The organism is Rossellomorea sp. y25 (assembly GCF_038049935.1).
Lineage (GTDB): Bacteria > Bacillota > Bacilli > Bacillales > Bacillaceae_B > Rossellomorea.
The window spans coordinates 4393503-4420113 of sequence record NZ_CP145886.1 but is presented as its reverse complement, the minus strand read 5'-3'; the positions used below and the strand labels follow the sequence as shown (position 1 = coordinate 4420113).

27 protein-coding genes and 1 riboswitch are annotated in these 26611 nt (G+C 42.9%); of the genes, 18 read left to right on the top strand and 9 right to left on the bottom strand.

Annotated features, from left to right (window positions below; all coding sequences use genetic code 11):
- Positions 1-31: 31 nt before the first annotated feature.
- The gene (gene spoIID, locus AAEM60_RS22010; protein WP_299744097.1) at positions 32-1045 is read left to right on the top strand and encodes a stage II sporulation protein D; all 1014 of its coding nucleotides are present in this window, start codon (positions 32-34) and stop codon (positions 1043-1045) included.
- A gap of 42 nt (positions 1046-1087) precedes the next feature.
- Here spoIID and AAEM60_RS22005 read toward each other — a convergent pair whose 3' ends face one another.
- On the bottom strand, positions 1088-1525 hold the full coding sequence (locus AAEM60_RS22005) for a VanZ family protein (RefSeq protein WP_299744100.1): 438 nt from the start codon (positions 1523-1525) through the stop codon (positions 1088-1090).
- Between the two features lie 551 nt (positions 1526-2076).
- Between AAEM60_RS22005 and AAEM60_RS22000 the strand changes: the two genes are divergently transcribed.
- The 13 genes from AAEM60_RS22000 (at position 2077) to AAEM60_RS21940 (ending at position 13718) form a co-directional block, all read left to right on the top strand.
- Positions 2077-2991, top strand: coding sequence for a M23 family metallopeptidase (locus AAEM60_RS22000; RefSeq protein ID WP_299744102.1), 915 nt, complete (start codon positions 2077-2079; stop codon positions 2989-2991).
- Positions 2992-3369: 378 nt separating this feature from the next.
- Complete coding sequence (locus AAEM60_RS21995; protein WP_299744105.1) at positions 3370-3552, top strand: hypothetical protein; 183 nt, start codon at positions 3370-3372, stop codon at positions 3550-3552.
- Positions 3553-3576: 24 nt separating this feature from the next.
- Complete coding sequence (locus tag AAEM60_RS21990; RefSeq protein ID WP_299744107.1) at positions 3577-3879, top strand: DUF4212 domain-containing protein; 303 nt, start codon at positions 3577-3579, stop codon at positions 3877-3879.
- A gap of 45 nt (positions 3880-3924) precedes the next feature.
- The gene (locus tag AAEM60_RS21985; protein ID WP_044339976.1) at positions 3925-5592 is read left to right on the top strand and encodes a sodium:solute symporter family protein; all 1668 of its coding nucleotides are present in this window, start codon (positions 3925-3927) and stop codon (positions 5590-5592) included.
- Positions 5573-7465, top strand: a complete 1893-nt coding sequence (locus AAEM60_RS21980; protein ID WP_341357171.1) for a DUF294 nucleotidyltransferase-like domain-containing protein — start codon at positions 5573-5575, stop codon at positions 7463-7465. Before AAEM60_RS21985 ends, AAEM60_RS21980 begins: the two co-directional genes overlap by 20 nt.
- A 7-nt stretch (positions 7466-7472) precedes the next feature.
- A complete protein-coding gene (locus AAEM60_RS21975) occupies positions 7473-8132 on the top strand; it encodes a 3'-5' exonuclease (RefSeq protein ID WP_299744115.1) in 660 nt (219 codons plus the stop codon).
- Positions 8133-8497: 365 nt separating this feature from the next.
- Positions 8498-8758 carry a sporulation transcriptional regulator SpoIIID gene (gene spoIIID, locus AAEM60_RS21970; RefSeq protein WP_032086905.1) on the top strand — a complete coding sequence of 87 codons (261 nt, stop codon included), beginning with the start codon at positions 8498-8500 and terminating at the stop codon, positions 8756-8758.
- Between the two features lie 508 nt (positions 8759-9266).
- Complete coding sequence (locus AAEM60_RS21965) at positions 9267-10277, top strand: rod shape-determining protein (RefSeq protein ID WP_299744126.1); 1011 nt, start codon at positions 9267-9269, stop codon at positions 10275-10277.
- Positions 10278-10347: 70 nt separating this feature from the next.
- Positions 10348-11187: a flagellar hook-basal body protein gene (locus tag AAEM60_RS21960; RefSeq protein WP_341357170.1), complete on the top strand. Its 840-nt coding sequence runs from the start codon at positions 10348-10350 to the stop codon at positions 11185-11187.
- Positions 11188-11248: 61 nt separating this feature from the next.
- Positions 11249-12091, top strand: coding sequence for a flagellar hook-basal body protein (locus tag AAEM60_RS21955; protein ID WP_341357169.1), 843 nt, complete (start codon positions 11249-11251; stop codon positions 12089-12091).
- Positions 12092-12106: 15 nt separating this feature from the next.
- Complete coding sequence (locus AAEM60_RS21950; protein ID WP_299744135.1) at positions 12107-12385, top strand: DNA-directed RNA polymerase subunit beta; 279 nt, start codon at positions 12107-12109, stop codon at positions 12383-12385.
- Between the two features lie 401 nt (positions 12386-12786).
- Positions 12787-13221 carry a 3-hydroxyacyl-ACP dehydratase FabZ gene (gene fabZ, locus AAEM60_RS21945; RefSeq protein WP_299744138.1) on the top strand — a complete coding sequence of 145 codons (435 nt, stop codon included), beginning with the start codon at positions 12787-12789 and terminating at the stop codon, positions 13219-13221.
- Positions 13222-13424: 203 nt separating this feature from the next.
- Positions 13425-13718, top strand: a complete 294-nt coding sequence (locus tag AAEM60_RS21940) for a hypothetical protein (RefSeq protein WP_299744140.1) — start codon at positions 13425-13427, stop codon at positions 13716-13718.
- A 34-nt stretch (positions 13719-13752) separates the two neighbouring features.
- Here AAEM60_RS21940 and AAEM60_RS21935 read toward each other — a convergent pair whose 3' ends face one another.
- Both AAEM60_RS21935 and AAEM60_RS21930 read right to left on the bottom strand, forming a co-directional pair.
- A complete protein-coding gene (locus AAEM60_RS21935) occupies positions 13753-14346 on the bottom strand; it encodes a class D sortase (RefSeq protein ID WP_299744145.1) in 594 nt (197 codons plus the stop codon).
- Positions 14339-14668: an XRE family transcriptional regulator gene (locus AAEM60_RS21930; protein WP_299744147.1), complete on the bottom strand. Its 330-nt coding sequence runs from the start codon at positions 14666-14668 to the stop codon at positions 14339-14341. Before AAEM60_RS21930 ends, AAEM60_RS21935 begins: the two co-directional genes overlap by 8 nt.
- A gap of 260 nt (positions 14669-14928) precedes the next feature.
- Between AAEM60_RS21930 and AAEM60_RS21925 the strand changes: the two genes are divergently transcribed.
- Both AAEM60_RS21925 and AAEM60_RS21920 read left to right on the top strand, forming a co-directional pair.
- Entirely contained in the window at positions 14929-15624 is a 696-nt protein-coding gene (locus AAEM60_RS21925; protein ID WP_341357168.1) for a TasA family protein, read from the top strand.
- A gap of 386 nt (positions 15625-16010) precedes the next feature.
- A riboswitch (cyclic di-GMP riboswitch) is annotated at positions 16011-16155 on the top strand.
- Between the two features lie 33 nt (positions 16156-16188).
- Positions 16189-16326, top strand: a complete 138-nt coding sequence (locus AAEM60_RS21920) for an anti-repressor SinI family protein (RefSeq protein ID WP_341357167.1) — start codon at positions 16189-16191, stop codon at positions 16324-16326.
- Between the two features lie 34 nt (positions 16327-16360).
- On the opposite strand, the gene AAEM60_RS21915 is transcribed toward AAEM60_RS21920, so the two are convergent.
- Entirely contained in the window at positions 16361-16681 is a 321-nt protein-coding gene (locus AAEM60_RS21915) for a helix-turn-helix domain-containing protein (RefSeq protein WP_299744153.1), read from the bottom strand.
- Positions 16682-16776: 95 nt separating this feature from the next.
- A complete protein-coding gene (locus tag AAEM60_RS21910) occupies positions 16777-17217 on the bottom strand; it encodes a YwpF-like family protein (RefSeq protein WP_299744155.1) in 441 nt (146 codons plus the stop codon).
- A gap of 268 nt (positions 17218-17485) precedes the next feature.
- Here AAEM60_RS21910 and ssb point away from each other — a divergent pair, with 268 nt between their 5' ends.
- Both ssb and AAEM60_RS21900 read left to right on the top strand, forming a co-directional pair.
- A complete protein-coding gene (gene ssb / locus AAEM60_RS21905; RefSeq protein ID WP_341357166.1) occupies positions 17486-17863 on the top strand; it encodes a single-stranded DNA-binding protein in 378 nt (125 codons plus the stop codon).
- Positions 17864-17887: 24 nt separating this feature from the next.
- Entirely contained in the window at positions 17888-18061 is a 174-nt protein-coding gene (locus tag AAEM60_RS21900; RefSeq protein WP_188048404.1) for a hypothetical protein, read from the top strand.
- 559 nt (positions 18062-18620) lie between these two features.
- Here AAEM60_RS21900 and AAEM60_RS21895 read toward each other — a convergent pair.
- The 4 genes from AAEM60_RS21895 to AAEM60_RS21880 all read right to left on the bottom strand — a co-directional run bounded on the left by AAEM60_RS21895 (position 18621) and on the right by AAEM60_RS21880 (position 26600).
- Positions 18621-21446: a DEAD/DEAH box helicase gene (locus tag AAEM60_RS21895; RefSeq protein ID WP_341357165.1), complete on the bottom strand. Its 2826-nt coding sequence runs from the start codon at positions 21444-21446 to the stop codon at positions 18621-18623.
- Entirely contained in the window at positions 21439-23082 is a 1644-nt protein-coding gene (locus AAEM60_RS21890; RefSeq protein ID WP_341357164.1) for a hypothetical protein, read from the bottom strand. Before AAEM60_RS21890 ends, AAEM60_RS21895 begins: the two co-directional genes overlap by 8 nt.
- A gap of 511 nt (positions 23083-23593) precedes the next feature.
- Positions 23594-25213 carry an alkaline phosphatase gene (locus AAEM60_RS21885; protein ID WP_341357163.1) on the bottom strand — a complete coding sequence of 540 codons (1620 nt, stop codon included), beginning with the start codon at positions 25211-25213 and terminating at the stop codon, positions 23594-23596.
- Positions 25214-25361: 148 nt separating this feature from the next.
- Positions 25362-26600 carry an HlyD family efflux transporter periplasmic adaptor subunit gene (locus AAEM60_RS21880; RefSeq protein WP_341357162.1) on the bottom strand — a complete coding sequence of 413 codons (1239 nt, stop codon included), beginning with the start codon at positions 26598-26600 and terminating at the stop codon, positions 25362-25364.
- Positions 26601-26611 lie beyond the last annotated feature (11 nt).

Sequence of the window (26611 nt, the reverse complement as noted above, 5' to 3'; positions counted from 1 at the left end):
CCTATTTAATCTTTCATTGGAGGCCGCGAACATGAAGCATTTGAAACCAGTAATGATCATCTTCTCAATCTTTATCAGTATCATCTTTATTGTCCCTACTCTTCTCGTGCTCCCATTTTCATCAGAAAAGGAAACGGCAAACTTAGACGAAAAGCTGAAAAATCCGCCATCCGTTGAAGAGCTGGGGAACTCAGTCGAGGTAGCTGTCTACCGTTCCAACCAGGACCTGATCGAGAAACTTCCTTTGGAGCAGTATGTAGTAGGGGTAGTGGCTGGTGAAATGCCTGCAGATTTTGAAAAGGAAGCCTTAAAAGCACAAGCCCTTGCAGCACGAACGTATATTGTGAATCAGCTTCTACTTGAGGACTCCTCTGTTCCGAAGGGTGCCGATGTGACGGATACGGTCTCTCATCAGGTGTATAAGAACCAGAAGGAGCTTGCAGGTCTTTGGGGAGCTGACTATGATTGGAAGGTCAAAAAAATTTCCGAAGCGGTCCTTGAAACGATGGGACAGGTGCTGACCTATGATGGTAAGCCGATTACGGCAGCCTTCTTCTCAACGAGCAATGGTTACACAGAAAACTCTGAGGCTTATTGGCCGAATGAATATCCATATTTACGAAGTGTAGAAAGCCCTTGGGACTCGGCGTCACCAAGGTTCGAGGATCAAAAGATTATACCGATTAAAGAATTTGAGCAGAAATTGGGCGTAACACTGCCAAAGGATGGATCGGTCGGAACGATCACGTCAAGAACGGAAGGCAAAAGGGTAGCGAGTGTTGAAATTAACGGCAAAGGATTTTCCGGCCGGGAAATTCGAGAGAAATTAGAACTCAGATCTTCAGACTTTACCTGGTATCTGAAAGATGATCATATTGTCATTGCCACAAAAGGATTCGGACACGGGGTCGGAATGAGCCAATACGGAGCAAACGGGATGGCGAAGGAAGGCAAGAATTATCAAGACATCGTCAGTCATTACTATAAAGATGTCAAAATAACGGAATCAGATAAACTCCTGCAGAAAGTAACCGCACAAAGATAAAAAAAAGGATTGAGTCTTCAGGTCAAGTAGACCAGTAGAGACTCAATCCTTTTTTAAATATGCTTCGAACTTTTTCATCTTCTTCGTCAATGGATGATCAGCCTTTTTAAAATAAGTCCGGTTCACAATCCAAAAAAGGACAGTGACTCCGATCAAATCCTTGGCAGCGTCAATCAGTGTTGCAGACCGATACGGAACAAAGGACTGATGTATCTCATCCACGAATCCATAAAAGATGCTAATCAACGCAACGGTGAAATTCAATGTGAACCGAAGCTTTCCATGTGCCAACAGAGCGATAACAAATAACCCATACAAAATACCGAATTCGATTAAATGGAGAGATTCCTTAATAAAACGATCCAACTGATTATCAGGAAATCGAATGACGGCATCATCAGGATTACTCGACAAAATCCATATTAGAATCATATAGAGAAAAGGCGCAGCTGTCAGCACATATTTCAGTAACTTCTTCATATGCAGCTCGTCCTTTCTGTTTTTTATATTGTATCATGCAGGATAGTAATTTCGTTAACAAACAAGAATTGCAGGACCTGCACTATTCTTGTTTGTTTTAAATAGTTATGCAAAACAGTAAGTTGATTCTCCCTGCAGGCGCCCGACTCAGCGGGAATAGCGGGAAAGTACGAAAAGCGTAGGCGGCTCGCTCAGTCCCGACAAGCATAAGATGAATGGGCCATTAGAAGGCGTTCTTTGCCTTCTTGGACCATTTAGCTAATGACCTCGAGGGGCTAGACGCCGGAGCTAGACAGGTGAGACCCTGCAGGCGAACCTGAGGAGGAGGCTCACTGCCCGCCCCGCGGAAAGCGAGCGTCCTGTAGCGGATATCAACTACTACAGTCTCTGTTAAAATACGAAAAACGCATAATAAAAGAAAAATTTCATCTTATTTTTAAAATCATACATATTTTCCAACCCTTTGTCGAAAGATAAGAATTTTAAAATTTTTTTCCGAATGTGTATATATTTTCTGAATTCTGTTCAGAATGATTGCTGAGGTGATGAAAATGAGAGAGGAAGAAAAGAAACAACCTTCTCAAAACTTTTTGAAAAGACGTTGGGCATACCCAGCAATCTATTTAGCAAGTGCAGCAATCATTATCACGGGGATTCTGTGGTACCAAGCAGGAAATGATGTAAACGAGAAAGCCAAGGATTACAGCTATGATGGAGTTCCTACTGACAATGAGTTTAACCAACCTGCAGAAGAAGTCAACCGTTCATTGGAAAACTTTGTAATGCCTGTTGCAAGTCCGGAAGATACAGTGATCGAAAAACAATTCTACGATACTGAAGCTTCAGCGGAAGAACAGGAAGCAGCCTTAGTTGTTTATGGTAACATGTACTATCCGAACCAAGGAGTCGACATCTCTAAAGATGGAAAAGAATTCGATGTTCTGGCTGCCATGAGCGGTACAGTCACAAAGGTTCAAGAAGATTCCCTACTCGGAAACACGATTGAAATCGAGCACAGCAAAGGAATCGTTACTCGTTATCAATCAGTCAAAGACTTTGAAGTCGCGGTTGGAGATGTAGTAGATCAAGGACAAGCTATCGCTAAAGCAGGTAAGAGCTTATTCAATGAAGAAGCTGGTGTTCACGTACACTTTGAAATTCGTAAAGCAAATGTAGCAGTGAATCCGCTTGAATACTTCAATAAGTCTCTTGCAACTCTTCAAGAAGCACAATTAGAAGACAAGAAGGTTTCAGGTGAACAGCCGGATGCTGAAGCATCGGAAGAAAATGCCGTAGAAGATCAAGCTAGCGAAGATAAAGCTGCTGAAGATAAAGCAACAGAAGAAAACGGAGCTGACGATGCAGCAGAAGAAAAGCCGGAAGCTGAGCAAAAGCCGAAACAAGAAAATGCTGATCAAAAAGACGACGCAGCCGATAATGGCTCTGACGTAAAAGACGAAGAATAATCATATAGATGAAGAAAGACTGACTGGTGATTTCCGGTCAGTTTTTTTGTTTTCAGATCTATTCCAATTATCTCTTTATCAATATAAAAAATTTCCTCGGAAATTCGACAAAGGAAATACTTTACTGGAAAAATATTTCCATGCCACTTCAATCTACTAATGCAATCACAGTTCCCTATATCTTTATTTTAGTAAAATGATTTTATTTAAATAAAAAAATTAAATGGACAATTGTCGTTTTTTCTTTATTGACCTGCCTTTTTCCAAAAAAGATAATGAGGGCATGAATAAAATTTCAGAAAATTTAATCTTTATTAATGGGAGGTTGTATGATCAAGGAACGTTTAGAGAGCGCTTACAAAAACAGGAGGTGAAACGTTGCTTTACTTCATCGCTATTTTACTCATAACAGGGGGAAGTATTTTTCTTGCACTGAGAAAGAAACGGGCTTTCTTCTTAACCATTCCATTCTTGTCTTTATTCATTTACTTTATTGTTCAGATTGCCATGGTCCCGGTTCCGTTTTTTGAGACCGTGAAATTTATTTTCAGTTTAAAATAATGAGCTTGAAAAGGGGTTACATAAATGAAGAAGATTGATAGAGCAAAAGCGGATCAGTATTTTAAAGAAAAGAACCGTTATATGGCGCTGTATTTAGTGATTTGGCTCGTATCTTCCTTTGGAGTCGTCCTGTTTGCCGAAAGCCTGTCAACGGTCACCCTCAATGGTTTTCCTTTTCACTACTTTATGGGTGCTCAAGGGTCGATTGTTATTTTCATCATATTACTCTACGTAAATGCGAAGGTAAGCGATGGAATCGATAAGAAGTATGGAATTGATGAAAGTAAAAATGAGCAGATCAGCTACGGAAAGACATTGGACCATTAAACGGCTTCAACCAAATATATAGAATAGAGCAGGGGGAAACGATAAATGGATACTCAGTTTTTAGTATCAACGTCGATTATTCTGTTGACGTTTGCGTTATATATCGGAATTGCTGTTTATAACAAAGCGAAAGCGACATCGGACTTCTATGTAGCCGGTCGGGGAGTGCCGCCGATCTTTAATGGGATGGCCATCGGAGCAGACTGGATGAGTGCAGCATCATTCATTGGACTGGCTGGTACCGTCATGATCCTCGGCTATGATGGACTTGCCTACATAATGGGCTGGACGGGAGGATATTTACTGTTAACCTTCTTACTTGCCCCACAGCTTAGGAAATATGGTCGCTATACGGTACCGGAATTTATCGGGGACCGGTATAACAGCCACACGGCCCGCGTCATTGCCGCCATCTGCACAATCATTATCAGTTTTACGTATTCCATTGGTCAGCTGTCAGGTTCCGGGGTCGTAATCGGTCGTTTGTTCGAAATCGATGCCAAAGTCGGTACGATGATCGGAGTGGTGCTCATCGCCTTCTACGCAGCTTTTGGTGGGATGAAGGGGATCACGTGGACGCAGGTTGCTCAGTATGTTGTTCTTATTATCGCTTATTTAATTCCTGTTATTTTCATGTCGTTACAAATTACCGGAAACCCTGCACCCTGGATTTCCTATGGGGAACTGGTAGGGAAAATCGGGGAGCTCGATCGTGAGCTTGGGGTCTCGGAATACTTCGCTCCTTTTACTAACGGTACGAAGTGGCAGTTCATGGCTCTGATGTTTACGTTGATGGCAGGGACCGCGGGACTTCCACACGTAATCGTTCGATTCTATACGGTTTCTACGATGAAGGCGGCTCGCTGGTCAGGAGCATGGGCACTCCTTTTCATCGGACTTCTCTATTTATCAGCACCTGCATATGCAGCATTCTCACGCTTCATTCTAATGACAAAGGTTGCGGGCAGTCAAATCAGTGACTTGCCTTCCTGGACGAAATCCTGGGTGGATACGGGGAAATTACAGGTCGCAGACGCAAATGGAGATGGAATCCTACAGTGGAAGGAAATCATCATCTCGAATGATATCGTGGTCATGGCCACACCGGAAATTGCGAATTTAGGCGTATTCGTCATCGGTCTCGTAGCGGCTGGTGCCATGGCAGCGGCGTTATCGACGGCAGGCGGATTGATGATCGCGATATCCTCTTCCTTTGCTCATGATATCTACTATCGTGTATTCAAGCCAAACGCGACAGAGAAAAATCGTCTGGCAGTTGCCCGTTGGTCGATCGTCATTGCAACGGTGCTCGCCGGGATTGTGGCTCTCAATCCTCCAGGGGTTATCACCCAGATCGTCGCCTGGGCCTTCGCACTGGCGTCCGGAACGTTTTTCCCGGCACTTTTACTCGGGGTATGGTGGAAACGCTCCAATGCCCAAGGGGTTATTGCAGGGATGCTTGTGGGGTTAGGGGTAACCCTTACGTATATCTTCCTGGCAAGATCAGGAGTTACCCTATTCGGCATCATTGATACGGGGGCAGGAGTGTTTGGCGCAACGGCCGCAACGATTGCCAATATCGTCGTGTCACTGATGACGAAAGCACCGTCTCAAAAGATTCAAGAAGAGGTAATGGATCTCCGTTACCCGGAACAAATGACCTTTAAAGACGGAGAAGTTTGGGTGAACGACGATGTCGACTTCAAAGCCTGACGGATCATTTCAAGAAGCTGTACTCCTTCATCCCTTCTTCAAGGGGATGGAGCGGGGTACGGCTCTTTCCCTTTTCTCCGAGTGTAAGTGGCTTGAGGTGGGAAAGCACTCTACTATTCTGAAAAGCTTTGAACACCGATTAGGACTCTACCTTGTGATTAATGGAGAGGTAGCGGTGGTTGTCCCTAAGGAAAAAGAAGAGATTCTTGAGATGATTTCTAAGGACGGAATAGTCGGCTTATCAAGTCTGTACTCTGTTCTGAATACAACGGTAGAGGAGAGTGTTTATTCTTCGGTTGAGGTCAAGGCGAAAGAGGACTGTCAGCTCTGCCTCGTTCCATATACTAGTTTAAAAAACTATTGGAATGAACCTTATTTGAAGAATTTTTTATTAGAAGAAACATCAAAACGACTTCAGGATGTTTATTATTCCTTGTCTCAGCAAGTGGGAGTGGCGCACGGGCTTGAAGAGCGGACAACGATTCTGAAACGTGTGAGTGATGTCATGACAAATTCAGTTGTAACTGTCAGGAGTGATGATTCCCTGGGGGATGCAGCTCGAGCCATGGGAGAAAACCGGGTCAGCTCTGTCATCATACTGGAAAACAATCGCATTGCAGGAATACTGACAGAAAGAGACCTCGTCTCCAGATGCCTTGCAAGGTCCGTCCCTCTCACCAAACCGGTAAACGGGACCATGACCCCCAATCCAATCGTCATCACCCGTGACGCCTATCTGTACGAAGCCCTCGCCACCATGATCGATCACTCCATCAAACACCTGCCCGTTGTCGGGGATAAGGAGAGGGACGGACCTATCGGCATCATCACCCTCCACGATGTAATGAAGGCGAACCATATAGGTGCCCTGACGAGTGCAAGGAAACTGGAGAACAAGGATTTTCCACTGGAGAAGATTAAACCGATGGCAGAGTCCATGTTATCGAGTCTTTGGAATGCGCATGCTCCGGTATTCCACATTCTCGATTTCATGTCAGGGCTATTCGATCGTATTTATCAGCGGATCCTAAAGCAGGTTGAGGAAGAATTGCTTCAGGAAGGACGGGATAGACCTTGCTCGTATGCATTTTATGCCATGGGTTCAGCAGGTAGGAAAGAGCAGTTTATGTTGACCGACCAAGATCATTTCCTCGTTTATGAAAAACATAGTAAAGAAGCGGTGGACTATTTCTGGGATTTTGCTGAAAAAGTCGTCGTTGAATTGGAAAAGGCAGGACTGCGTCTTTGTGACGGGAGAATGATGGCGAATCAGAAAGCGTGGACAGGGAGTGTGGGTTCCTGGCAGGAAAGGTTGAGAGAATGGTCTGTCCATTCGTCAGAGGATACCTTATTGAAGGTACAAAACTTCTTTTCATATCGATTTTTAGATGGGGATGAAACGCTTCATTCGACATTTGAAGACGCTATAAAAGATCAGCTCCGCAGTTCGAAAATATTATTGGTACGACTGGCCCAAGTCGAAAAATCCAAGCCAGTGCCTGCTCTTCACTCATCCATTAGCTCAATATTAGGCATGGATCGAAAAACGGTATCTATTAAGAAAAATATTCTGTTCCCTTTTCATCATGCTCTGCAGATATTGAATGCTGCTCATGGTAATACCTCCGGATCGACTAGGGAGAAAATCGATTTTTTAACAAAAAAGCGATCTATTTCTGAGGATTTTGCAGAAGAATTATCAGAAGCTTTCCAGGAATTGATGAAGCTCTATATAGAGTTAAAGAGGAATGATCAGGGAGATACGGTACACCTCTCCACACTCTCCACCCGTAAAAAAGAAAACCTGTACAAAAGTGTGAAAACGATACGGGAATTTCAACAAATGATGCTATCTCATTACTCCTTAACGTAGAAGGGAAGTGAAGATTTTCATTTTTTCAAAGAAAAAGATCGAGTGTCCGCTCCACTATGATTCCATCCCGCTCAACAGTGAAATAGCAGATCTTACGTTTGTTGTCTTTGATACGGAAACGACAGGATTCCGCGTCGGAGCGGAGGACCGGATGCTGGAAATCGGAGCGGTTAAAGTAAAAGGGTATGAGGTAAAGGAAAATATCACATTTCAGACATTTTCCAATCCTCATCGACCCATTTCTCAGGAAATAATCCAGCTTACGGGAATTCAGTCTAAAGATGTCGAACAAGCGCCGGAAGCATCGGATGCCATCCGTGACTTCTTCACCTTTATAGGAGGAAATAGTGTGAATAGTCTGGTTGGACACTACGTAAGCTTTGATGAACTCGTGCTGAAGAGTGAACTGAAGCGAGCCGGACTTCATCTTCAGATGGCACCGAGCCTGGACACACTTAATCTAATCGGATATCTTTCGCCCTCTTACGATATGAGAGATCTTGAGCGATATGCCCAGATGTTCGGGACTCGGTTGTACCCAAGACATCGGGCGTTAAACGATGCCCTTATGACGGCTTACTTATTTGTGGAATTATTGGAGCTGTTAAAAGATCGAAGGGTGGAAACCTGGGGGGAGTTGGTCCGGGTCAGCCGGGGTAATGGGTGAAGGATGGCACATTTACGAGGTCGGTTTTCCTCCGAAAACCATATGAAGGTCCGTCCCTAAGAGTGATTTTTCAGAAAATTAACCTCAAACCTTGTCCTTATTGTGTTTTTTGTGCATATATGTGGGCACAAGCTAATAAAATGATACAAACCTATCAAAATAGAGAGTGTTTGAGGTGAGGAATCGTCATTATACCATTGATCATCAGCTGAATATTTGATTATACGTTGTAACATCAGGAAGCTGCCGTCATAAATAAGGCTTTCTGCCGTTTGCCTATGTGCAAGGGGTCTATACTATTTCATTGATGCGAAAGCGAGTCTCATTTCACACTTCTCACATCCAATTTAGGGAGGTCGAGTGGTGTGCACGATTACATCAAAGAGAGAACAATCAAGATTGGTAAGTATATCGTGGAGACGAAAAAAACTGTTCGTGTAATTGCGAAGGAGTTTGGCGTGTCCAAAAGTACTGTCCATAAAGATCTAACAGAACGACTGCCAGAAATTAATCCAGAACTCGCAAATGAAGTCAAAACAATACTTGATTATCATAAATCTATCCGGCATCTACGAGGTGGAGAAGCGACGAAGCAAAAATACAAAAAAGAAGAGCTCCACAGCTAACCAAAATACGCCAAGCCCCAGAAAAATGGGTCACGCTTGGTGTGTTTTTGTTTTTTGAGGGAGGGAATGGCACGGTTATTTCTAGCGACTTTGCCTGATGAATTTTCGAGTTTTTTTAACAGTTGAATTTCTATTGTATTATGCCTGTTAAAAATCCGTGAAAATTAACAGACAAATTTATGGATTATTTTAACTGTTAAACAAAGAACTGATTGTACCAGGCACAAAACTCCTCAATTGTACCAGGTACAACCACCCCAATCCCACCCCAACTTCACCAAACCTTAACATCCCTGTAACATTCCCCCTCCTAAATCCCTATACTTTTCCAAATAAATAACAATATCAATACATTTTTTTGACATACAATACCTACATTCGACATATTTATGGTAAAATAATTAATTAGGTGAAAGTTTTGCCTTAACGTTTTTACGTAATGACATAAAGATGAAACTATAGATGAAAATGATGATGAATTTGTAGAAGAAGAAGGGAGAAACACAAGATGTTCGCGAAAGATATTGGGATTGATCTTGGTACGGCTAATGTTTTAATTCATGTTAAAGGAAAAGGGATTGTTTTGAATGAGCCATCGGTTGTGGCTTTGGACAAGAATACAGGTAAAGTATTAGCAGTAGGAGAGGAAGCGCGTCGTATGGTTGGGCGTACTCCTGGAAACATTGTGGCGACTCGTCCGTTAAAAGACGGGGTTATTGCTGACTTTGATGTAACAGAAGCGATGCTGAAGCATTTTATCAATAAATTGAATGTAAAAGGGTTTCTTTCTAAGCCAAGAATCTTGATTTGCTGCCCAACGAACATCACGAGCGTCGAGCAAAAGGCAATCAGGGAAGCGGCTGAAAAGAGCGGTGGAAAGAAGATTTACTTAGAAGAAGAACCGAAAGTGGCAGCCATTGGAGCAGGGATGGATATCTTCAATCCTACCGGAAACATGGTCGTTGACATCGGTGGAGGAACAACGGACGTAGCGGTTCTTTCCATGGGGGACATCGTGACGAGTCAGTCCATTAAAATGGCCGGAGATAAGTTTGATCACGAAATCCTGAACTATATTAAAAAAGAGTACAAGCTTCTCATCGGAGAACGTACTGCTGAAGATATCAAGGTGAATATTGGTACGGTATTCTCAGAAACATTTGATGAAGAGCGTAAGGAAATGAGTATTCGCGGTCGTGATATGGTATCAGGTCTTCCACGCACCATTACCGTGACATCCACGGAAATTGAAGGGGCTCTTCGTGAATCAGTGGCAGTCATTGTACAGGCTGCTAAAAATGTTCTTGAGAAGACTCCGCCAGAATTATCAGCGGACATTATTGACCGAGGAGTCATTTTAACAGGCGGGGGCGCACTTCTTCACGGAATGGATACCCTTCTTGCAGAAGAACTGAAAGTACCAGTACTGATAGCTGAAAACCCTATGGATTGTGTAGCGGTTGGAACCGGATTAATGCTTGAAAATATCGATAAAATTTCAAGAAGACGAATTGGATAACTTTCTCTTATAAAAATATGTCACCATTCATCCGATATAAAAACGGTAAACAGTTATGAGGTGAAAAAACATGTTTCGCGGATTTTATACAGTAGCATCAGGAATGCTTTCTCAACAACGCAAGACTGAAATGTTAACGAACAATATGTCGAATGCGAATACCCCTGGCTACAAAGCGGATCAGGCATCGATGCGGGCATTTCCCAAAATGCTCCTCGAACGCATGGATTCCACATCCATCCCGACAGAGAAAGCACTCTCCCTTCCTTTTAATCATAAGGTCGGAGCTCTCAATACGGGTGTGTATATGCAAGAGGCGATTCCTTCTTTTCTTCAGGGAGACCTTCAGGAAACAGGAAGAAACCTGGACATTGCACTACTGGACGTGTCCATGCCGACAAATGAGGAAACAGGATCGGTTGGATCCGTTTTTCTCACGGTGGAAGGTGCGGATGGGAATCCTCGCTATACACGAAACGGCAATCTGACTGTGAATGGGAACGGTTTTTTAACGACGAACAGTGGTTTTTATATTCTGAATGATAATGGTGGGCGTATTCGATTGGACAGTGAACGGTTCACTATTGGGGAAAAAGGGCAGATTGTAGCCGGTGAAAACATCGTGGCTTCTTTAGGCGTCGGCTATTCAGACAATCCCAATCGACTTGTGAAACAGGGAGATGGATTATTTGCGACAGAAGGCAATGTGCCTCTTCCAAATGCTTATGAAGAAAACGATATATCTTTTACCACCAAGCAGGGTTTTCTTGAGCGCTCTAATGTGGATGCTTCCCGCACGATGACGGATATGTTATCAGCGTATAGAACTTTTGAAGCAAATCAAAAAGTCCTTCAAGCGTATGATCGAAGTATGGAAAAAGCAGCCAATGAAATCGGTCGTGTCAACTGATAGTTAAAGATTGTAAATGAATTTCGCCACTGAATACCTTATAATAGGGGGGAAACATGTCATGAATCGAATGATGATTACAGCAACCAACACATTAGGTCAATTGCAGAAACAAATGGACATGATTGGTCATAATCTGTCGAACGCAGATACAAATGGATACAAGCGACGTGAAGCGACATTCTCTGAGCTTCTTGTGCAGCAGGTTAAGAATCAGCGTGTAGATAAGTTTGAAACGGGCAGGCTTACCCCTCTAGGAGTAAGGGAAGGCAGTGGTGCGATGCTTTCACAATCTCAACTGATCTTAAACCAGGGATCGTTGAAATCAACGGGTCGCCAACTGGATTTTGCTTTAACAAGTGAGGCGCAATTTTTTAAAGTCCTTGCTCAAGGTGACAACGGGGGTGCAGTGCGCTTTACGAGAGACGGGGCATTCTTTGTCAGTCCAACCGGGAATGGCGAAGCGATGCTTGTAAACGGGAGCGGCTTGCCGATCCTGGATGAGAATGATGACTTTATTACATTTTCTGAAGAGGCGTCTTCTTTTCAGTTAGGGGATAACGGCATCCTGACGGTTACGGATTCTGGCGGCGGTCAACAGCAATTCAATCTGGGAATTGTCACGGTTGAAAAGCCTCAATTCCTTCAGCAGTTTGGAGGTAATCTGTTAGGTTTCGCAGAGAACCTGGCCGGGCTTGGTGTTACGGAGGATGAAGTGGTAACGAACGTCGTTGGAGGAGCACGAACTGATATTTCAATGATCCAGAATTCATTAGAGGCATCGAACGTTGATATCAGTAAAGAAATGACGGACATGCTGAATGTCCAACGATCATATCAATTTCAGGCCCGCTCGATCTCCCTTGCAGATCAAATGATGGGTCTTGTAAATGGGATACGCTAAAAGGAGTTAAATGCTATGAGTGAAAAAGAGCTACTACAAGAAGAGAAAACGACAAGAGAATCAGTAAAAACAGAAAAAAAAGCGAAGCAAAAGGACGAAACCAAACCGACGCGCTGGGTGCGTGTACGCATGCTGCCGATTTGGCTGAGAATCCTTCTGTTTATCCTTCTTCTTGCAGGAAGTCTCGTACTGGGTGCCGTCATTGGCTTCGCAGGCATCGGAGACGGCAAAGCAGCCGACGTATTCAAAGCAGAAACCTGGCAGCACATCATCGACATCGTCAAAAAAAATTAACTCATTGAGAACCTTTTGAGGGACGGACCTCGAAATATTTAGCTTATGGCAAAGATTCCTGAAATCTCGGGGTTTCATTGTGATGAAGCTTGGTATTCGAGGTCCGTCCCTTTCAAAAAGCAGAAAACCGCCAATAGATCATCGCCAGTGTCATCGAAATAACTAAAACTATCGAAGGATTGCACTCTTTGTATATGGATGCGATCCTTTTCTACGGGGTTTAGATTTAGTGGATCTGGGGACGGACCTCGAATTGGGAAACCTTCATGAAAGAACCCCGACTCCATAGGCTTTTAAAGCAGATGTGCAGTTTTGGGAGGTCCGTCCCTCTCCAAGTTGCCTTTATACAATCAATTTAGATACAATAAGGTGTACATACATATTGGTAGGAGGAATTTTGAATGCTTGATATTAATCAGATTAAAGAGATCATTCCCCATCGTTATCCGTTTTTGTTGGTGGATAGGATCCTTGAAGTGGAAGAAGGTAAGAAAGCGATTGGGATTAAAAATGTGACGGCGAATGAGGAGTTCTTCAATGGACATTTCCCTGACTATCCTGTTATGCCTGGCGTGCTGATTGTAGAGGCGCTGGCTCAGGTTGGTGCTGTGGCCATGCTGAAAGTGGAAGATAACCGTGGACGTTTAGCCTTCTTTACAGGCATTGATAAATGTCGTTTCAAGCGTCAAGTAAAGCCGGGAGACCAGCTGAGACTTGAAGTGGAAATGATCCGTTTTAAAGGACCGATCGGTAAAGGAAAAGGCGTGGCGACTGTTGATGGTGAGGTTGCCTGCGAATTGGAAATGATGTTTGCTCTGGGAGATAAACAAGAATAGTCAATATGTAAACTGGGTTTGGAGTGATTTCGTTCACTTCAGGCCCAGTTTTCTGTTAAATCACTTTCACGCTTCTCAAATATAATTTCTCCAAAAAATTGCTCTCAAAATGCAAGTTAATTCATTTTCAGGGAATGCTAACGAAAGACCAAAGTAACGGTCTTACATTAACTAACGTACACGTTAGAAAGGAGTAATACATCATGAGCAAAAAATTACTTTCAATTCTTGGTGGATCAGCACTTGCTGCCATGCTTCTTGTAGGATGTAACGCAGACCAGGAGCCTCCTCCGGAAGATGAGGCACCAACGGAAGAAGAAATGCCGGAAGATGACGGCATGAATGAGAATGACGATATGGGCAATAACGAAATGGATGAGTCCCAAGATAAGAACGAGCCAGGGGACAAAGATGCAGCGAAGGATGAAAACTCGCCTGAAGAAGACGCTGTAGAAGATGATCTAGATATGCAAGATCAGGATAATAAGGACGAGTAGTAATGGGGCGCAGAGGCTATTAGCTTTCTGCGCTTTAATTTACTTTTCGGGCATTGATGATGTAACGCTCTTCTGTACTTGAAAGGTATTCGAATGGATAGCATGTGGAAAGGGTGAGGATTTCTTCTGGAGAGGTTGGCTCAAGGACGGAAAGATCAGTCTCATCCACAATGAACGTTTCATATATCTCATATTCATATACACCAGTCTTCAACTGAATAGATAAGGTATCCCCTTTTCTTAGCTCCCCCATTTGTTTGAACACGGTATCCCGGTGACCAGCAAGAAAAATTCGGTCTTGTTGCCCAGGAAGTTTAGTTGTTGAGACGTGACCAACTCCTCTTTCTAAGTCCTCTTCATGGGTACCTGAGATGATTGGAACTTCACGCCCTAATTTTGGGATATTTAAAAGCCCTATCACATCACCGGTTTCAAAGTGATATTCCATTTTGACTGATTCTAGACTTCCGGAATTCTCCTCAGAATCTTTTAGAACCAAACTCTTCGCCTCTTTTAAAGAATCCATCTGAGCCTCTTCCTGCTTATTCATTTCCGAAATAGCGAGAACGGAACAACCTATTCCTATTAATAGAAGAATGGATCCAGTAACTAATAGTAGTCTATTCATTGTTATGCTTACTCCTTTTATATTGTACAAAAGAAAGGAAGTCATGAAATTCTTCCTTGGTTAAACCGTGCTCAATAGCATGTTCAAGAGGTTCAATCCACTCTTCACCAAGAATAATTACTTTATTATGCGCAGAGGTTATATTTTCTAAAGAAGTATCCAAAGTAAGTGCAATTTTTTTTAATACCTTAATAGAGGGGTTTTTCTGCAGCCCCCTTTCTATGGAGCTAATGTAAGACTTAGAAACATTAGAATGTAATGCTAATTCATTAATTGTTAAACCTTTCTGCTCACGCAGATTCTTAATCCGCTCACCTACCATGAATATTACTCCCTTTATAACAGTTTAATTCATTATATAGAACAAAATGTATTTTATAAAATACAAAAAAGTTAATAAAACAAAGCAATTTTGAGAGAATGACCGATAATTGCTCATTAGAGTTGTGTATTGGATGTATTTGAGGATTTCAAATTAAGAATTAGAATCTTATAATGAATTAATAAGTTCTTTAAAAAGAACAAAACAGTAACAATCAACATTAATTAAGTATATATTCATATATTATAGGGGATGAAAATATGAATTCTAAAAAACTAATCATTTTATTTACTGTAGTTTTCATTTATTCAGGATTAGTGAATATACAAAAGGCTACAGCGAACGAAATAGATCTGATAATTATCCCTGATGAAGTATTTCTTTTTAAAATAGATAATATGAAACCTGGGGATTGGACGGAAAAAACGTTAACGATTAAAAATGGAGGAACTGAAGACATAAGCTATACTTTTCAAGTAAACAGTAAGCAACCTGATAAGAAGCTTTTTAATGAATTAGATTTAATGGTTTATACGGATAGTTCATCAAATTTACTATTTGATGATAAACTAAAAAATTTCAACGGATTTTCACCGGAATTATTGAAAAAAGGTGAAAGGAAAGATTTAATGTTTTCAATTATGGTTCCCTATGAACTGGGGAACGAGTATCAAAATACTTCAGCACTATTTGAGATCATTATATCGGCAGAATCCAATTTAGCCCCACAGCCTTCAGAAGATACTGATACTGATTCTACCACACCACTTATTGATAGGTCAGAATCAGATAAAAGCACATTTCCTTCAAAACCACTACCATCACAGGGATTGAATTTACCAAATACTGCTACCGATATGTATAAATTACTATTTTTAGGGATTTCCTTTATTACTGCAGGGTTACTTTTAATATTTCTAAATAGATTTATACGAAAAAAGAAAGAGACATATTAATAAGAGGTGATGTTATGTACAAAAAAACCTGCAACCGCTGCACCAGACCATCCTACAGTAGTACTGAATCGGGCGAATGGATCTGCCCCACATGCGGATTTGACTTATCTAACCATGCGTTCTATAATCCTAGTAATTACCAAAGTATTAATGAAAAAGTCCTCCCTTTAAGAAAAAAGCTGGAAAGCTATAAAAATAGCATGTATTCGTAGTTTTACGACAAATACTAACAAGATATTCTAATAAAAAGACGCTTAATATTTTGATATTGTCAGAATATGGGTTAAAGTGTAGGAAAAAAGTGTAAATTAAATTGACGGAATTGACAAAAAACAACAAATGAAAGGAACTTTTATTAGTATAATCGAAGTAGTTCGAAGGGAAGAGTCAGATAAAGGCAAACTTATTGAAAGATGAGGACGCAAAGTCACAGATCTAAGGTTATAGAGTAGGCATATCTTCACAAACATGTTGAATATATGAATGTAGAAGGTGTGGTTATTTGAGAACTATGATGGCTGGATTGCCTGGAATACATACATGTATTTTGGGAGGGTATTTATATTGACAAATCGTGAACTTGATCTTGAATGGATGGAACTTATCAAACAAGCACTGAACGCCGGAATTTCTAAAAAAGAAATCAGAGAATTTCTTCATAATCAATCCCAGGAAATGAAAGCCGAGTACAAAGTGATTTAATATAAATAAAGTCTTGCGAGCCGATCGCAAGACTTTATTTATTACCTAATTTCCATTTGTTAAATTCAATGAACTCACGGAACTGCTCTTTTGTAATACCGGAATCCATAGCTTCTTCCGCAATTTTGAGCCACTCATGGTCGATATTCTGATTTTCTGATTGATCATGTAATAGAGCATCCATCGGAATTCCTAAAGCAGCTGACACTTTTTCAAGAAATTGGATAGATGGATTTTGTTGAAGGTTGCGTTCTATTGAGCTTAAATATGACTTAGCGACACCGGCTTTTTCAGCAAGCTCTGTCATGGACATTCTTTTTTCTTGTCGGTATTTCTTTACTCTTTCTCCGATCACAAGGGACACCTACCTAAGAACTTCATAACTGAAGTCACAAAATTAATTTCATTATATCATATAAATTCACATGGATATTACATAATTTCGTATAATTAAACACTAGGTTTAGCAGTGGCCGGAATACGCGGTTTCGATACCATTTTCTCACGGAATTCGCGAATAAGTTCTTCTCCTGAGTATCCTTTTTGAACTAAGTCGTCTAACAGTAATTCAGCATATTCGTTGCGCTGTTTCTTCAATTTCCCCTCAAACATAATGCTAATATGGTCATCCATCTCTTTAATACAACGGATGGATGTCATGAAAGCAGCCGGGTCATTGGCTTTATGGGAAATGACGACTTGGATTTCCAAATCTTCCTTCCTTTGTTGAGCCTCTTGAAAGAATTCAATATATTCATTCGACAAATATGTTTCGACGAGCCACGTACTCTGTCCATCTTCCTTATTTATAATCAGACCGTCCACAATTTCAAAGTCACGCAGTTCATCGTTTTCCACTACTTGAAGTGAAATAACTTTAAAGGTTTTCATGAACGAACATCTCCCATTTAAAGGTTTTATAAAATTATATCATAGTAGGAATTGTTTCCCTAATAAATTCCTCAATGAAAAAAAGAACGAAAGATGCAATTTTGTGATTTTGACCCCGCTTTTGAGTAAAAAACAGAAAATCTCCCTAGGGGAATTTCGGAAATTCAAGCCATTTTCGCCTCGAATTTCGGAAATTTACGATTTTACAACATAGGAGAGATGGTTGTAAGATGAAAACACCTTAAGAGAAAGGAGGGAACGAAGCGAATTGATCAACCAAGTGACCATCGTCGGAAGGCTGACCAAAGATCCTGAAGCAAGAAAGACATTGGAAGGAAAATCGATACTTAACGCTACAATAGCTGTGAATCGCAACTACAAGAATCAAAAAGGCCAAATTGATACAGACTTCGTACTCTGTACCGTTTGGAACCGGGCTGCAGACAATATGGAGAAATACTGCCGAAAGGGATCTGTCGTTGGAGTGACGGGTCGCATACAAACCCGTCATTATGAGAATGATCAGGGAAAGCGTACGTATGTAACGGAAGTCGTCGCTGAAAATGTCAGATTTATGGACAGTAAGCGGGAGCCTGTAAATGCTTCAGAGACAAGCAAGAAAGAAACAATCGAATTACCGTTCTAATATTTTTATAAGGGAGATGGAGTTGTGGCCACACTGCAAGATCTTGAACAAAGAATCGACAGAATGGAAAAGTTAACAGAAGACCTCATCAAAAAAGTAGCAAGAGCGAACGTCGAAAATTTCTATCTATCTCAACGGGTGACAGCCCTTGAGCAAGGATACGAGTACCCGAATCCAGTTTTAAAAACCTCATCATAAGTATAAAACACCCCTCATCGAGAATTCTTTCCATACGAACAATCCAACCAACCTAATTAGCAGCTGTCTCAAATGCCAATGGTCATCGCAACATGCCTCAAACCTACCTCATTAGAAATATACATGTGTAGCAGTGAGTAAGAAAGTAGTCGTTCCCCTTAATGTCTTCATATTGAGTCGGTTTCCTATTGGGAGCCGGCGTTTTTTTGCTTTAGTAAAGAGCGATTGTATTAGACCTTCGCTTGTGGTGGACGATAATGATTCTAGTTGTTCACATTTTGGCACGTGTTTTGTGGAAAGTGGCACAACAAACGCTGAAAGTGGCACAAGTTAGCTCGGAAGCGGCACAACAAAACGAATCTATAAACAGGAAACGCAATTATTTTACAATTATATTTGTAAAAACGACCTAAAAAACCTCAAACCAACCCCTGATTTGTCAAAACCCTTTTAAAATAGCCCCCCATTAGAGACTATTTAAACGCCAGCTCACCCCTAACTTCACTATCACACCTACCAAAAAACCCCTTTCCCACAAAAGGAAAGAGGTTACCTACAACTATTCCAACACCAACAAAGACTCCAAATCTTGATCAGACAATTCTGTAACCCACTGATCACTGCGGATAATTTCATCATTCAATGCCTGTTTTTTCATTAGCATGGCATCGATTTTTTCTTCAAGTGTCCCTGAAGAGACAAGTTTATGAACATGAACGAATCGTTGCTGTCCGATTCGATAGGCACGGTCGGTTGCCTGATTTTCTACCGCCGGATTCCACCAGCGGTCGTAGTGGACGACGTGGTTGGCTGCGGTCAGGTTCAATCCGGTTCCGCCGGCTTTCAATGAAAGCAGGAATACTGGGAATTCACCATTTTGGAATTTCTCCACGAGTTCATCCCGTTTTCCTTTTGCCATGCTGCCGTTCAGGAATGGGACATCAACGTTGAATTCTTCTTTCATCACTTCCTGGATCATTTCGCCCATTGAAATATATTGCGTGAAGATCAGGCATGCTTCACCGGATTCCAGTGCAGTTTCTATGATATCCTTCAGCTTCTGCATTTTTTCAGAGCGGGAGAGAATCGATTTAGGATCCGGTTCCTTTAAGTAGAGCGCAGGGTGGTTACATAACTGCTTCAGCTGGTTAAGCATTTGCAGGATTAATCCTTTGCGCTCAAATCCACTCAATGTTTCAATTTTAGCAAGAGTGTCTTTTACCAGCTGCTCATAGAGTGCTGCCTGCTCAGCGGTCAGGTGACAATATTCTTTCTGTTCCAGTTTTTCAGGCAGGTTTAATTCCACCTCAGGATCTTTCTTCGTACGACGCAATAAGAACGGCTTGATTTTTGCCTGAAGCTCTTTGACTTTTTCTTCGGATTCATCCTTTTCAATGGGAGCAATATAGTTTTTCTGATACTGCGTGAAACCACCGAGGTACCCGTGGTTAAGGAAATCAAAGATGGACCACAGCTCCGATAATCGGTTTTCCATCGGGGTCCCGGTGAGCGCAATATGATGCTTACCGCTGAGTTTACGGATCGCCCTGGATTGTTTCGTATTGGCATTCTTGATATTTTGTGCTTCGTCGAGGGAAATCGATGTCCAGACGACTTCCGATAGTTCTTCAAAGTCGATGTGGGACAAGCCGTAAGAGGTGAGGACCACATCGACACCTTTGATCTCCTTGGCAAATTGTTCGCCTTTCGCCCGGTTCGGTCCATAATGAAGGTGGACCTTCAAATCAGGAGCAAATTTCTCCAACTCCCGCTGCCAGTTTCCGAGAACGGAGGTAGGGGCAACGATTAGGGAAGGGGTATCCGGATTCTCGGTTTCTTTTACATGCTGCAAATACGTGATCAGCTGTACGGTTTTTCCGAGTCCCATGTCATCAGCAAGACAAGCGCCAAAGCCGAATTTTCGTAAAAAGAGCATCCAGCTCATTCCAAGCTGCTGGTAAGGACGGAGCTCGCCGATAAACGCGTCAGGTGTTTCCGTTAAAGGAATCGATGACACATTTGTCAGCTGGTGAATCATCTTTTTCATTGACCGATTGAGTTCAAGCTGGATCCTGGCATATTTATAAGGATCATGCTCGTCGTCATCGGGCTCCAGGTCCGATTCATCCGAATCGCGGGGAACAAGTTCCTGCTCCAGCATATCCTGGATCGAAATCCCTTCTTGCTTCGCTTTCGTCATCATTTGCTGAATCCTTCTAATCATAGCGGGATCAAGCTTCATCCACTGACCGCGAATCTTCACCAAGCGGCGCTGATTATCGACAAGCTGATTAAAGTCATCCTCTGACAGATTGACTCCGTTCATGGATAATCGCCAGTCGAAATCAAGCATGGCATTCAGGCCAACGAAGGATTTACGATAGCTTGTGTCCGTGTTCTTCAGCTTTGCTTTTACCAGCACCTGAGCATCCTTCATCGCTTCCCACCAGGACGGAAGGAGGATTTCAATGTCCAGGTCGATGAGTTTCTCACTTAGTACGGATAGGAAATCCCAAGCATCGTGCTCACCAAGAGCTGTTCGTAATGAACCGTCCGTATCGCGGAGGATCGGCATCATCTTCATCCACCGTTCTTGTTCTTCGGATACATCAGGCAGATGCTTTTTCCAGGAAGGAGGGACTGTGTCTTCAGCCAGTGAAATGACGCGATTCGTTTTCTTGCGGTCTCTTAAAATCGTCTCAAGCTCCCAGGACTCATCCTCATCAAGAGGCTCAGAGATCCTCAGACCGATCGAAAACGGAAGTTCTTCATCCTCACCGGCAATCCATTCACTCCAACGTTTCTCATCAAAATACGCATCCAGCTCTTCAGACGTCAGCGTACTTTCCTTCAGCTTCTGAATCCTCTTCATCGCACTCGATCCGCCCGAAGCCATCGCCTCATTCAACGCACCTTGAAACCAAGTTTCGGTGAGATTTTTGAGGGACGGACCTCCATCAGGAAGCTCTTCCTTCCAGAACTCATCATTAAAATTCGACCAGACCTCATCGGGGATATGAAACTGCAGTCCTTTTTCCTGCCATTCCTCGAAGCGGGGCAGCCAGCGACCGGCTTCCACTGCCTCGTAAATCACAGGAGCAATCGCAATACACGCCTGCCCGGTTTCGTCCCAGTCCCATTGGATCATGCTGCTGAAATGCTCACCGGCAAGCAACGTAAGAAGCTGCCACTGAGTCACGGCAACCCCATTTGTGGAATCCTCGAGAAGAGTCCCGTAGAAACTCTCTTCATGCCAAAGAAACAGCTGACTCTTCCATTCCTTTGGAGCCAGAAGCTCTCCTTCTTCGTTTACGGCTGTGATGAAGAAACGGTCTTCATATTCAGTTGTGTTGACGTTGATCTTTACGGAAGACAGTTTAAGCATCGATTAACTTACCCTTTCTGCACTCTTCTTGGAACGCACGTAATCGCTTGTATTTATCTAAAATATAGGTGAGATAAGCATCCCATTTTTCGGTTTTCTTCGTTTTTTTATAAATCGTCCGGATCTTCTTCATATAGCGGACCGCCTGCTTATAGCTGTCTCGATTCTTCTGATCAATTGCATCCATGACCCCTGAATAATAGATAGGCAGTGCGAGTTCAGGTGCTTCCTTCGTCACATCGCGGAGTCCCATGCCTTCCATCTCCTGAATGCTGTAGTTCATGTATTTTTGCAGTTCGACCCATTCACGATAAGCCTTCGCGCTAATGAGGTACTCATTGTACGAGAAGAAGCTGTACGGAAGCATGGATAGAAGGAGTTCATTCACAAGGGAACTGTCCTTTTCCATCAGCCAATCCATCGGCAGGATCCGCACAAACCAGCGAACGAATCGGGTCGCTTCATAATAATCGAGGGTTTCCAAGTGATCCGGCATCCTGGATAAAATATTGCGTACCAGGAAGAAACCGACTTCGTAACGCTTCCCGACAAAAAATTTACGCAGCCAGAATTCACTGAACGCGACCAGTTCGGTACCGAGTTCATCCACCACTTCACTCGCCTTGTTCAAATCTTCGAGGAGTAAATATTGATGGAGGATGGCGATGGTGTAAAAAGTGGAGTCCTGCCCGCTGCTTTCTTCTAAACGAGCAACCTCTTCACGGCGCCACGACTTCTGTTTGAATAAGTAGTACCATAAGAAGCGGTACACTTCGGCTTTCATCATCGTACTATTTTCTGTAGAGTCACTCATCTCGATCGCCTGCTTTTTCAAAAAGGCAATGTACGGGTCAAAGCTGAATGGCATGGCATGAATCGACAGTTTTTCAACCGCGTCTTCCATTTCGCCTAGTAGAAAATCATACATACTGTACTGCTCGCGGCTCAGCTCGACATTCCTTTTTTGTAAATACAGATCGATATGTATGGACAAATAAAAGGTAGCGAACAGCTGATATAGCGGCTTCCACTCCCGTTCGAATGGTGCTTCCTTCATGAATCGCTTCGTAATATTTTGAACGAGGACATCCATCAAATAGGGCTGTCTTTCAAGTAACTCCAAGTCTTCCTGCTTCAGAAGAGAGTCATAGAATTGCCACCATTCCTCAGGCGTGTTTCCCCGTGTTTTCCGTTCGTTTAATAGATCGCTTGCTTTCCGGAGAGCACCCGTACTGCTGTGTTTCTTCAATAAGTCATCCAAAGACCGGGTTTCCTGACTGGCAGGCTGGGACTGACTCCGCCAATTCTGAATCCACTCACTGACACGTCCAACCTTGTTATATAGCATAAAAAAGGTCGCCATTTGATGCCGGCACCAACTACCTTGAGGACACGAGCACTTGCTTAAAAGGGGAAACGAAAAATTCAGCTCGAGGGTCACAGGCGTCACATCCTGCACCTCGGCCGACACTTCTTCATCCCGGACCTTTACGTTCGAAACCAGATTCTGACGAAACAAAAGAAGCCCCTTCGAAACGACATTCTTGCTCTCATCCTGATTCGGGTCCAGCTGACCCTGTATCGACTGACTCATGGGAAGTAACTTATCCTTCAACTCCTGAATACGAATCGACATCAACCAACCTCTCCAATCTATAAAATCGCATTCTTTTATTATAACGCAAAAGGAGGGGGAAAAGGAACATGGGGCGGGGGAAGTAGTGGAAGAGGGTGAGGTGAGGGAGTAGGAGTTTGTCGAATTGTGTAGTGAGTCGGGGCTGGTGACTGGAATGTGTGGTTTGATGGCAGAGTGGGGGTGGGACGCTTGGGACTTGGGAGGGCGAGTCGATAATATATTTAGAAACGATAATAAAATGGGCGAAGTCGATAATAAATGATCCAAAGTCGATAATATAATTTAAAAGTCGATAATATAATGGTCCCAACTCGATAATAAAATTTGAAACTGAGTAAAAAACTACAAAAAGTTGCCTGACACCAGTCGTTGGAGGCCGATTTGAAAATAAAAAGTGTGTTTTTGAAAATAACTCCGGAAATTTGAAAATAAAACGCCAAAATTGAAAACAAACCGGCACAATTTGAAAATAAAACCCCAGATTCAACTCAAAACCTTCCAAATCCCCTCCTTACTCCTCCACATGCACAAAAAAAGTCTCCCCATCATACACATTTACGCTTTTCAGCCTCACTTTTTCACCATTTCTCCAATAAAAATCCTTATTTTCAGGATAACGAAGCTCTTCATCCCCACGCTTCACCACCATCTCTGGATTTTTCGAGGTCCGTCCCTTGATCGTCACGTCAAAACCTCTTTCACGATAATATTCCGCAGCATCCATATACCAGGAGGCAAATTCTCCGGAGGTTAATGAAAATCCCAGATACGTAGAAATCGCTCTGGGAATGTCCGTATTTTCAATAAGACCGACAGGCTTCCCAGGGCCATACGAATATAAAAAGACATCTTCACCAGTATGGCCATGTGTGGTAAAACCAAGATTAGCCCGCTTCGCCAGCAGCTTCACCATTTCATCCTCTAAATTTTCCGCTTTTTTAGAGGCATCCTCCATTGCACAGAATTCTTTTTTACTCAAGTTCCCCAACCCATAGTTTGAAAGGACCTCTTTTAAATTTGAACGGTCCTCCTTAAGTTGAGAAACAGCGCCTTTAACGGTAAGATCAGCTTTCTTCAATGGCTCCACAAACTTCTCGACAGGCTGATTTTTATAATTCTTATTCGTTCCCTGATTGCCAAGGGTCAGCCCGCTATTGCCGTGATCGGTCACGGCTACCACCATCGTATTACCGTCCTCGCGGGCGAATGCCAAAGCTTCTCGGACGGCGTCGTCAAAGCTCAAGACCTCGCTGATCATCCCTACAGGATCATTTTTGTGAGCGGCCCAATCCACCTTGCTGCCTTCGACCATCAAGAAGAAACCTTTCTCACTTTGAGAAAGTCTGTCGATTGCCGCCCCCGTCATCTCCGCAAGGGAAGGCTCATCAGGCTTCAACGTCTTTCGGTCCAGTTCATAGGTGATATCTTCTTCGGCAAACGCCCCCCACAGTTTGGGCGATCCTGTTCTGTTTAGAAGTCCGTCCCTCTTCAAAACCAAATCGTAACCGGCTGAGCCGATGATCTTTACTAAGTTTTCTCCGTCTTCACGACTGACTTCTTTCGTTTTAAGCATGCCGTCATCGTTCTTGACGTGGTCTTTTGATTTTGGCTTCAGCCAGGCGGCACCCCCACCTAAGATAACGTCCAGATCCTGGTACACCTGCTGTTCTCCGATATCTCCAAATTCATCCCGATTATGGGTATGGGAGGTGAAGGCAGCCGGAGTGGCATGCTGAACAGGGGAGGTGGAGACGATGCCAGTGGCGTAGCCGGAGAGCTTGGCCGCTTCAAGCACTGTCAGAACAGGACGCCCATTAGGGTTCATTCCGATATAATCAGCCTTTGTTTTCACACCTGTGGCCATAGCCGATCCGGCAGCTGCGGAATCTGTAATCGCCGACTGAGCAGAATAGGTCCGGACACCACCCGTTAAAATGCGATCTAATTGAAGGTCCGTCCCTCGGTACCAACGCGACAACGTGACGATGTCGGAGTTGGTGCCGTCCATGATCATGAGGATGACGTTTTTCTTGGGTGGGGTTGGGGCTGCGAATAGGCAGGTGGATGGGAAGGAAAAGGCCAGGAGGGAAAGAAGGAGTGTGAGGATGATGAGGCGTTTGAGTGTTTTCATGGTGAGCGCTCCTTTTCATTAGTGATTAACCAATAGTATTTGTTGGTTGAGAAGGAGTATGTATAGAAAAATGAATCTTCCTCATGGACATGAATTCATCAAAAAAGTCGCATCGAAACCATTCCGGCTTCAAATGCGACTAATCCCTTTATTTTCTCTCCAATATTCCAACCAGCAGATTTTCTAAAACCGTCGGTCGGTCTACTTTCTTCAAATCACGCAACCTGATCCGATTCCAGTCAATCCCCGTTATGAAAGGAGTACCATTTTCTAAAGCAGGAATGTCACCGGGATAAACAATGTAGTATTCCCCGGCCTTTACGCCTGACTTGATTTGTTGCTGTCCATTTACTTGGAGCCCTGTTTCAACTTTTCGCTGTTCAACGGTTCCTTTTTTAGTAAGAATCCAGATGAATGTAGAAGAGCCTTCTTTTTCAATCGCAGTAACAGGCACGACAAATGCACCTTTTACTTCCTCCGTGATGATCGACAGGAAAACATGATGACCGGGTAGAAGCTTATTTTCAGTATCCTGGAGCTTCACTTCCACGGGATACATGCTGTCCGTTTGTAAGTGTGGATCATTTTTGGGAAGGGTGGCCACTTTGGTCACGATTCCTTTTTGAGTCTTTTTCTCAATGTCGGATTGAACAATCGCGCTCATATTTTCTTCCACGGTTACGATTTCTTTTTCCGTAAGATCAGTCGTTACGATGGTGGACTGTGAGGCAATCGTAATCAATGGGTTATCTATCGCATGTGAAAGTTCCTTGATCGTCCCGTCCACACTGCTTTGAACCGTTAACGTTGTTTCATACGATTCAATATCAGAAATTTGGCGCTCAAGATTATCGATTTGATTTTCTAAACGGTCAATTTCTAATTCTTTAGCCGTAATTTCTTTTTTTATATCGTACTCCGACTGAAGCGCACTTGCATCAATCGGAATTTCTTTATCGTCTGTTGAAGTGGAAGGGAGGGACGATTCCAGACTTTCCAAATCATCGATGTTGTCTTCAATACTATCAATCTCATCTTCCAATTGTTCCACTTCTGACTCGAGAACGCTTTTTTGCTGAGTTTGATCCGTTACTTCGTATTCATAAAGTGGCGTTCCGGATTTCACCTGGTCACCCTCTTTAACCAGGAATTTCTTGAAGGAGCCAAATTCGTCGTTAAAATAGATGTAATTTTCTTCTTCAGCTGTCACGACACCCGGTTTCGGAAGCTCTTTAACCAGATCGTCTTTTCCGCTGATTTCCCAATTGGCTACCCGGACTTCGCGGTCGACCTTGCTGTTCGCTTTTTCAATGAGATATGTATTCGCACCAACAAATAAGAGGGAGAGTGTTAAAGTGCTATAAAAAATGGTTTTTCTATTCATCATGTTCACAGCCT